General features: G+C 57.9%; 8 protein-coding genes. 4 read left to right on the top strand and 4 right to left on the bottom strand.

Annotated features, from left to right (window positions below):
- Positions 1-553: 553 nt before the first annotated feature.
- The 3 genes from rpsT to mutM form a co-directional block, all read right to left on the bottom strand.
- Complete coding sequence (gene rpsT / locus TM1040_RS19605; protein ID WP_011540341.1) at positions 554-817, bottom strand: 30S ribosomal protein S20; 264 nt, start codon at positions 815-817, stop codon at positions 554-556.
- Between the two features lie 324 nt (positions 818-1,141).
- The gene (locus TM1040_RS19600; protein WP_011540340.1) at positions 1,142-1,918 is read right to left on the bottom strand and encodes an enoyl-CoA hydratase; all 777 of its coding nucleotides are present in this window, start codon (positions 1,916-1,918) and stop codon (positions 1,142-1,144) included.
- Positions 1,919-1,983: 65 nt separating this feature from the next.
- The gene (gene mutM, locus TM1040_RS19595) at positions 1,984-2,835 is read right to left on the bottom strand and encodes a bifunctional DNA-formamidopyrimidine glycosylase/DNA-(apurinic or apyrimidinic site) lyase (RefSeq protein WP_011540339.1); all 852 of its coding nucleotides are present in this window, start codon (positions 2,833-2,835) and stop codon (positions 1,984-1,986) included.
- Between the two features lie 86 nt (positions 2,836-2,921).
- Between mutM and ubiE the strand changes: the two genes are divergently transcribed.
- Both ubiE and ubiB read left to right on the top strand, forming a co-directional pair.
- Positions 2,922-3,674: a bifunctional demethylmenaquinone methyltransferase/2-methoxy-6-polyprenyl-1,4-benzoquinol methylase UbiE gene (gene ubiE, locus TM1040_RS19590; RefSeq protein WP_011540338.1), complete on the top strand. Its 753-nt coding sequence runs from the start codon at positions 2,922-2,924 to the stop codon at positions 3,672-3,674.
- A 3-nt stretch (positions 3,675-3,677) separates the two neighbouring features.
- The gene (ubiB, locus tag TM1040_RS19585) at positions 3,678-5,204 is read left to right on the top strand and encodes a 2-polyprenylphenol 6-hydroxylase (protein WP_011540337.1); all 1,527 of its coding nucleotides are present in this window, start codon (positions 3,678-3,680) and stop codon (positions 5,202-5,204) included.
- Positions 5,205-5,313: 109 nt separating this feature from the next.
- Here ubiB and TM1040_RS19580 read toward each other — a convergent pair whose 3' ends face one another.
- Positions 5,314-6,489 carry an acetyl-CoA C-acyltransferase family protein gene (locus TM1040_RS19580; RefSeq protein ID WP_011540336.1) on the bottom strand — a complete coding sequence of 392 codons (1,176 nt, stop codon included), beginning with the start codon at positions 6,487-6,489 and terminating at the stop codon, positions 5,314-5,316.
- A 108-nt stretch (positions 6,490-6,597) separates the two neighbouring features.
- Here TM1040_RS19580 and TM1040_RS19575 point away from each other — a divergent pair, with 108 nt between their 5' ends.
- Together TM1040_RS19575 and TM1040_RS19570 are read left to right on the top strand one after the other, a co-directional pair.
- The gene (locus TM1040_RS19575; RefSeq protein ID WP_011540335.1) at positions 6,598-7,164 is read left to right on the top strand and encodes a helix-turn-helix domain-containing protein; all 567 of its coding nucleotides are present in this window, start codon (positions 6,598-6,600) and stop codon (positions 7,162-7,164) included.
- Between the two features lie 164 nt (positions 7,165-7,328).
- Positions 7,329-8,513: a glycine C-acetyltransferase gene (locus tag TM1040_RS19570; protein WP_011540334.1), complete on the top strand. Its 1,185-nt coding sequence runs from the start codon at positions 7,329-7,331 to the stop codon at positions 8,511-8,513.
- Positions 8,514-8,525 lie beyond the last annotated feature (12 nt).

The following is an 8,525-nucleotide window of genomic DNA, read 5'->3' as shown; positions in this document are numbered from 1 at the left end:
CGTTTCGTCCCAGTCGGGCTGTTCTGCTCAGAACATCCCGGTGCGATTGGGCACAAAAAGAGCGTTACCAGGCTGCATGCAGACTGATCTCCACGTGTTTCGAAACTCGAAAACAACGTTGTGACATGCGCGGAAAAACACAAACCACCCGCGACGAAAAACGCTCGCCCTTAATTCACTGAAAGAGACAGTTGCCTGACGCCGTGTTCAAAGCGCGTAGCGCTTTGACAACATCAATCGGGTGATGCGCGCAGAGCGCAACACACAGAGAATAACAACCCTAATGCCCGTTAGAGTCGTCGTGAGCAGCCTGTCCCCCCAGCGAATGAATCGCTGAAACATAGGTAGCAATTTCAGGCATGGAGCGGCAACGAAACTATGATGTTGACTCGGACTCCCATGACAAAGAATCCCCGCGACTCGCCGGAAGTGACGGGAATCCCTAAAACAAAAAAGCACCGCGCTTGGCGGTGCTTTTGGGTGTTCAAATCTTCGACCTCGCCGACCTGTGGCGGGAAATCGGAATCATTGCACATGGATCGCAATAGAAGCGTTAGCCGAGTGCTTTTACGCGTGCGGCCAGGCGCGAAATTTTGCGGGAAGCGGTGTTTTTGTGGTAAACGCCGCGGGTCACACCGCGCATCAGTTCAGGCTGTGCGGCACGCAGAGCTGCGGTCGCTGCTTCTTTGTCACCGGATGCGATGGCTTCTTCAACTTTACGCAGGAAAGTGCGGATGCGCGAACGACGAGCTTTGTTGATGGCAAAGCGCTTTTCGTTCTGACGTGCGCGCTTCTTAGCCTGAGGAGAGTTTGCCATGGTATGGTGCCTTATTTTCGAGTTCGTATTTTACAGATATGGCGAATGCCAGCCGAACCCGGATCAGATCACCGGTCGTGATTCTAGCCTGAGCGGGCTGCACGCGCATGTATGACGGCGGTACCTACTGGATTCGCCAGAAAAGCGCAAGTTCTCCTTTCGCGCAGAGGTGCCCCTGCCGAAACGCGCCTTCCAAACATGAAAAACGGACCCGAAGGTCCGTTTTCTGAAAGGCTGTAAGGCACTGTTATTATTGGCAGGATCGCCGGAGTAGAACTATCTATGTGCGAGAGACAAAATTCCGCCGCCCCTCGCCAAATCTGGTTACTTGTCTCGGAACTGGGCTTCGCGTTTTTCTAGAAACGCTGCCATACCTTCCTTTTGGTCTTCCGTCGCAAACATGGAATGGAAGACCCGCCGCTCAAAGAGCATGCCTTCGCTAAGCGGCAATTCATACGCGCGATTGACGGCCTCCTTGGCCGCAATCGAGGTCAGTACTGATTTCTCGGCGATCTTAGAGGCTGCTGCCATCGCCTCTTCGATCAGCTTTTTGGCCGGAACCACGCGCGACACCAGACCTGCCCGCTCTGCCTCATCGGCAGTCATGAAGCGGCCGGTCAGATTCATGTCCATCGACTTCGACTTGCCCACAAAACGGGTGAGGCGTTGCGTGCCGCCCATACCGGCAATGACACCCAGATTGATCTCGGGCTGGCCGAATTTCGCGGTCTCAGCCGCGATGATGAAATCACACATCATGGCCACTTCGCACCCGCCGCCCAGCGCATAGCCAGACACCGCAGCGATGATCGGTTTGCGGATGGCAGCGATCCGGTCATTGGCGTCCGCAAAGAGGTTGGATGTGAACACATCCACATAGCTCATCTCCGACATCTCCTTGATGTCGGCGCCCGCTGCAAATGCCTTTTCCGATCCGGTCAGCACGATGCAGCGCACTTTGTCGCTGGCGTCCGCTTCTTCCAAAGCGGCACACAACTCGCCCAAAAGGACGGAATTGAGCGCGTTCAACGCTTCAGGCCGGTTCAGCTTGATAAGGCAGACGTGGTCCTGAGTATCGACGTTGATCGTCTCATAGGCCATGACAATTCGCTTTCGGTTGTTTCTCCTGAGCCTGAGTCCTTATCACGGCAGCCCTCGCTTTCAAGTTATCTTTGGCACTTGCCACAGTAGAACGACGACCGGCCGGATTGAGTGATTCGAGTGACTGTTCCGGTGCAACCGGCGCGTCGACAGGGTTCTCCTTCGCGCCCGTAGACATCAAAGGTATGCTGAAAATATCCAAGTTCTCCATTAGCTTGGCGGAAATCCTTGAGTGAGGACCCGCCCGCGGCGATCGCATCCTGCAACACTTGACGGATGATCGGAACCAGCGATGTGACGCGCGATGTGCTGATTTTTCCAGCTTCGCGACGTGGCGAAATGCCGGCCCTGAAAAGCGCTTCGCAGACGTAGATATTGCCCAGGCCCGCAATGATTCCCTGATCGAGCAGCGCAGATTTCACCGGCGTCCTGCGCCCTTTGAATGCAGAAACAAGGTGACTTTCATGAAAATCGTTCCCCAAAGGCTCCGGGCCCAGAACTGCCAGCAACTTATGACTGTCGGCCTTGGCTGTCTCCAGAAGATCCATCGCGCCAAACCTGCGTGGATCGTTGAACGTGACGCGTGCGCCATTGTCCATGTGAAAGACCACATGATCATGTTTCTCAAGCTGCGGATGTGAATGCACAAACTGCCCCAGCGGGTCGCCCGACACTGTCATCCGCCCGGACATGCCAAGATGAACCAAAAGCGTCTCGCCGCTGTCGAGATCGGCAAGGATGTATTTTGACCGCCGCCGCATCGAGAGCACCCGCCGCCCAGACAGTCGCTCTGTCATGCGGTCGGGAAAAGGCCAACGCAGATCTGGCCGATTCACATCTGCGCGCGCAATGACGACACCCTCCATGGAAGGCTGCAGACCGCGCATCACCGTCTCGACCTCGGGCAATTCAGGCATTAGAGGACTCCCCTGACAGAAGGGCGCATTGTGCCGCCCCGTGAGCGCTCTATAACAAGGGCGAAACTGCGAGGACGACAAGGCCAATGACCGAGAAATCTGACAGCACCACCCATTTCGGCTTTGAAACCGTGCCAGAGCACGAAAAGGCAGGCCGCGTGCAGGGGGTCTTCAACTCCGTTGCCTCGAAATACGACATCATGAACGATGTTATGAGCGTCGGCATCCACCGGATCTGGAAAGATGCGATGATGGACTGGCTCGCCCCGCGCCCCGGTCAGCGCCTTCTCGATGTTGCAGGTGGTACTGGTGACATCTCCTTTCGGTTCCTGAAACGCGCAGGCCATGGCCATTCGACGGTGCTCGATCTCACCACTCCGATGCTCGAGGAAGGGCGCAAACGTGCCGAAGCAGAGCAGATGGCCGAGTGCCTAGATTGGGTGACGGGCGATGCAATGGCGCTGCCGTTCAAAGACAACACCTTTGATGTTTACACAATTTCTTTTGGTATTCGAAATGTGACCCGTCCCCAAGAAGCGCTGAACGAAGCGTACCGCGTCTTGAAGCCAGGCGGTCGCCTTATGGTGCTGGAGTTCAGCCAGCTTCCCAATGACGGACTGCAAAAACTTTACGATCTCTATAGTTTCAATGTGATCCCCCGCATGGGGCAGATGATTGCAGGCGATTATGACAGCTATCAATATCTGGTTGAATCGATCCGCAACTTCCCAGACCAGGAAACCTTCCTCGGGATGGTAAAGAGTGCCGGGTTCGAGAATGCCAAACATCGCAATCTGTCGATGGGCATCGCCGCCCTGCATTCAGGCTGGAAGATCTGATCGATGCGCGGACCTCACAACATCATTCGCCTGATCCGAACGGGAGCCACCTTGGTGCGCACCGGTGCCATGAATGTGGTGCTCGACGCCTTTGATGCACCCGCCCCGTTGCGCATGGTAGCCTATACGCTTGGCTGGCCGTTTCAGTGGCTGGGCTACAAAGGCGACCCGGAGATGCCGCCGGCGACGCGCGCCATCACGGCGCTTGGACCGGCTTACATCAAATTTGGCCAGGTTCTCTCAACCCGCCCGGATGTGGTCGGGGACGATATGGCGCGACAGCTGCGTGTCTTGCAGGACAAGCTCCCGCCCTTCCCGCGCGAAGTCGCAATGGCCGAAGTGGCCAAGGAACTCGGTCGCCCGGTTGACGAGATCTTTTCGGAGTTCTCGGAACCCATCGCCGCCGCTTCGATTGCACAGGTTCACCGGGCACGTCTGAAAGAAACAGGCCAAGATGTCGCGGTCAAAGTCCTGCGCCCCGGCATCGAGCGCGCCTTTCACAAGGATGTCGACGCCTTTTATTTTGCAGCCCGGATCGCGGAACTCTTTGCCCCCGGTGCGAAACGTCTGCGCCCCATGGATGTGATCACCCATTTTGATGGCGTGGTGCGTGGCGAACTGGACCTGCGTCTCGAGAGCGCGGCTGCGTCGGAATTTGCAGACAACACCGCTGAGGATGCAGGATTTCAGCTGCCGCCCGTCCTGTGGGATTACTCCGCGCGTCGCGTCATGACGCTGGGCTGGGCCGACGGGCTCCCGATAGGGGACAATGATGCACTCGACAGTGCTGGCCATGATCGCCGCGCCCTGGGCGAGCGGGTTTTGTCCCTATTCCTGAACCATGCTCTGCGCGATGGTTACTTCCACGCGGATATGCATCAGGGCAATATGAAGGTCGCAGCCAATGGCGATATCATCGCCTATGACTTCGGCATCATGGGGCATATCGACCTCTACACCCGTCGGGTCTATGCAGAAATCCTCTATGGCTTCATCAAGCGCGACTACAAACGTGTGGCCGAGGTGCATTTCGAGGCGGGCTATGTCCCCGCGAGCCAAGACGTTGACGAATTCGCACGCGCTCTGCGCGCCGTGGGCGAACCGATCTTCGGTATGGATGCCACCCATATCTCCATGGGGAGATTGCTGAACTACCTTTTTGAGGTCACAGAGCGTTTTGGAATGGAAACCCGCACCGAGTTGATCCTTTTGCAGCGCACCATGGTGGTGGTGGAGGGCGTCGCCCGCTCGCTGGACCCGCGGATCAATATCTGGGATGTCGCAAAACCCGTAGTCGAAGACTACATCAAAGCCTCCATCGGCCCGCGCGCAATCGCTGCTGATCTGGGCAAGACCGCCCGGGTTCTTGCCAGATTTGGCCCGCGCTTGCCTACTCTTGTCGAACGCGCCTTGATCGCACAAGCGCATGAGCCGGAGCCCCAAAACAAACGGCGGCCGTGGAAGCGCGCCGCTTCGGCAGGTGCCGCCCTTGGGATTCTGGCGACGCTCCTTTTTACCCACCTAACATAAAAGAAGGCACAGAACGGGTCTGTACCTTCTTCTAACTGAAAATATCTTGGGGTGAATGCGCGGACGCGCAAAGGGGCAAAGCCCCTCCACGTTCGCTCGAACCTTCGGGTCAGATCCGTTCGATCGCGAGGGCGATCCCCTGCCCGCCCCCGATACACATGGTGATGATCGCACGGCGCCCGCCAGTGCGCTCCAGCTCATAGAGCGCTTTGACAGTGATGATGGCGCCGGTTGCGCCGACCGGATGGCCCAGGGCAATTGCGCCGCCATTCGGATTTACCTTGGCACTGTCCAACCCAAGTGCCTTGTTGACGGCCAGAGCCTGCGCCGCAAAGGCCTCGTTGGATTCAATGAGGTCAAAGTCACCAACAGTCATATCAATCCGCTTCAGAAGCTGCTCTACAGCCGGAATCGGACCTACGCCCATGACCTCCGGACGAACGCCTGCATGGGCATATCCGAGGATACGGGCCTTGGGTTTCAGACCGGATTTCTCAGCCGCCTCGGCTGTGGCGAGCACCAATGCAGCCGCGCCATCGTTGATTCCCGACGCATTGCCAGCCGTCACACGCCCATCCTTCTTGAACACCGGACGCAGCCCGGAGAGCGCCTCCATCGATGTGCCCTTTGGATGCTCATCGACTTCGAACGGAACCATGTCCCGCTTCACCTTGACATCAACCGGCACGATCTGGCTTTGGAAGTAGCCGGCCTCGATGGCGGCAGCGGCCCGGGTCTGGCTAACCAGCGCGAACTCATCCATCTGAGCGCGCGTGATCTCATGCTCATCTGCGACATTCTCTGCCGTCACTCCCATGTGGCCAGTCCCAAACGGGCAATTCAGAGCGCCCAGCATCATGTCGAGCGATTTCACGTCACCCATCTTTTGCCCCCAGCGGGTCGAAGGCGTGATGAATGGACTGCGCGACATGCTTTCTGCTCCGCCGGTCAGAGCGTATTCAGCATCTCCCAGCATCAAGGCTTGGATTCCTGATACGATGGCTTGCGCGCCGGACCCGCAGAGGCGGTTCACATTCATCGCAGGCGTGCTTTCTGGAATTCCCGCCTGCATCGCTGCCACCCGCGACAGATACATATCACGTGGTTCGGTGTTGATCACATGACCATAGACAACAGTGCCGATCTGAGCAGGATCGACACCAGACCGCTCCATCGCAGCTTTGGCGACCGTCGCTCCAAGATCTATCGGCGCCGTCTGGGCCAGCGCGCCACCAAAGGTTCCGATCGCAGTGCGGGCGCCATCCAGAATCACAATATCTGTCATCTCTCACTCCTCGTGTCCGTTCGCGACAGTATGCACCTGCAGCATGAACCTGTCGCGCAGAACGTCCCGTCATTGACAGGCTTGGAAGGTCGCGCCACTACTTCCGCCATGACGGACACAACAGACGATATCCTGACCCTCCTACCCGCACGCCTTAAAGAGGCACGACGGGCGCAGGGCTTGAGCCTTGAAGCCGTGGCAAACCTCTCGGGGGTCAGCCGTTCGATGGTGAGCCAAATTGAACGTGGCGAAAGTTCACCAACCATCGCAACGCTCTGGAACCTCACTCGTGCCCTCCAGGTGGATTTCGCAGGTCTCCTCGAGGCCGGAGAAGCCGCAGATCGGATCGACGTGCTGCGCGCGCGCGATGTGCCAGTGATCGACAGCAAAGCCGCCCATTGCACGATCGCCATCCTCTCTCCGCCTGAGGATGTGGGAGGTCATGAGGTCTATGACATCAGCTTTGCTTCCGGCGGCGCGCTGATCAGTCAGCCGCATGCGCCCGGCACTCGCGAACAACTGACCGTCCTGGAAGGCCGCGTGGTTTTGACCTCTGGAACCGCCGAGGATCGGCTCGAACCAGGCGACACAGCCCGATATGCAGCGGACGTGGCACATGCCATCGCGGCACCTGACGGGACTGCGCGCGTCTTTCTGATCGTAAAGAACGGCTGAGGGGCGCTGCCCCTCTTGGCCATCCGGCCAATTCACCCCGGGATATTTCCGGTTAGAAGTAGGCAAATCCGCAATCACGGATTTTTTTCCGCAAAACCGAAATTCCACCTTTACGGATGCACGTCCACTATGACAGACTTCGGGAAACAACCGGAGTCGTGCTTATGTCCAATGCTTTTCTCAGCCACATCAGCGAAACCCTGACGCAGATCGAAGCCGATGGTCTCTACAAGCGCGAGCGAATGATCACCTCGCCTCAGGGCGGCGAGATCCGGGTTGGGGACCGCGAAGTTATCAATCTTTGTGCCAATAACTATCTTGGGCTGGCCGACCATCCCGATTTGATCGCCGCCGCAAAATCCGTGATGGACGAAAAAGGTTATGGTATGGCCTCTGTGCGCTTCATCTGCGGGACACAGGATCTGCATCGAACGCTGGAGCAGAAGATAGCAAATTTTCTCGGCAAGGACGATTCGATCCTCTTTGCAGCCTGTTTTGACGCCAATGGCGGGTTGTTCGAGCCGTTGCTCGGCCCTGAAGATGCGATCATTTCCGACAGCCTGAACCACGCCTCGATCATCGACGGCATCCGTCTTTGCAAGGCACAGCGCTATCGCTATGCCAATAATGACATGGAGGATCTCGAGGCGAAGTTGAAGGACGCGCGTGCCAAGGGCGTGCGCCACATCATGATCGCAACCGATGGGGTTTTCTCCATGGATGGCTACCTCGCCAATCTGCCTGCGATCCGGGAGATTGCCGATCGGCATGACGCGATGGTGATGGTAGATGACTGTCATGCAACCGGCTTCATGGGGCCAAAAGGGGCAGGTACGCCGGATCACTTCGGCGTGGACGTCGATATCCTGACCGGCACGCTGGGCAAGGCGCTGGGCGGTGCGATTGGAGGCTACATCGCCGGCCCCCAGCCCGTGATCGATCTGCTGCGCCAACGGGCGCGCCCCTATTTGTTCTCAAACTCCCTACCGCCCGCGGTGGTGGCTGCCGGGCTGGAGGCGATCCGCCTGGTCGAGGAAGGCGAGAGCCTGCGCCGACAACTGTTTGAAAACGCCACGATCTGGCGCGAAGGGCTAACCCGTCTGGGTTTTGACCTGCTGCCCGGAGAGCACCCGATCATCCCGGTGATGCTGGGCGATGCCAAGCTGGCACAGGAAATGGCCAATAAATTGTTTGAAGAGGGCGTCTATGTCTCCGGCTTTTTCTTTCCCGTTGTGCCAAAAGGACAAGCCCGCATCCGCACCCAGATGAACGCCGCCCTGACCCAAGACGAGTTGAACCGAGCCCTGAACGCGTTTGAGCGTGCGGGCAAGGCCTGTGGAGTGATCTGACATGCGGCCCAA

Origin of the sequence: Ruegeria sp. TM1040 (assembly GCF_000014065.1) — a bacterium.
In the GTDB taxonomy this organism is placed as follows: domain Bacteria; phylum Pseudomonadota; class Alphaproteobacteria; order Rhodobacterales; family Rhodobacteraceae; genus Epibacterium.
This window is presented reverse-complemented; position numbering and strand designations above follow the sequence as displayed.

What these genes read in the sequence shown, in the direction of transcription:
- TM1040_RS19580 (WP_011540336.1), bottom strand. Translation starts at nt 6,489, where the DNA reads ATGACAGATATTGTGATTCTGGATGGCGCCCGCACTGCGATCGGAACC.
- ubiE (WP_011540338.1), top strand. Translation starts at nt 2,922, where the DNA reads ATGACCGAGAAATCTGACAGCACCACCCATTTCGGCTTTGAAACCGTG.
- mutM (WP_011540339.1), bottom strand. Translation starts at nt 2,835, where the DNA reads ATGCCTGAATTGCCCGAGGTCGAGACGGTGATGCGCGGTCTGCAGCCT.
- TM1040_RS19575 (WP_011540335.1), top strand. Translation starts at nt 6,598, where the DNA reads ATGACGGACACAACAGACGATATCCTGACCCTCCTACCCGCACGCCTT.
- TM1040_RS19570 (WP_011540334.1), top strand. Translation starts at nt 7,329, where the DNA reads ATGTCCAATGCTTTTCTCAGCCACATCAGCGAAACCCTGACGCAGATC.
- rpsT (WP_011540341.1), bottom strand. Translation starts at nt 817, where the DNA reads ATGGCAAACTCTCCTCAGGCTAAGAAGCGCGCACGTCAGAACGAAAAG.
- ubiB (WP_011540337.1), top strand. Translation starts at nt 3,678, where the DNA reads ATGCGCGGACCTCACAACATCATTCGCCTGATCCGAACGGGAGCCACC.
- TM1040_RS19600 (WP_011540340.1), bottom strand. Translation starts at nt 1,918, where the DNA reads ATGGCCTATGAGACGATCAACGTCGATACTCAGGACCACGTCTGCCTT.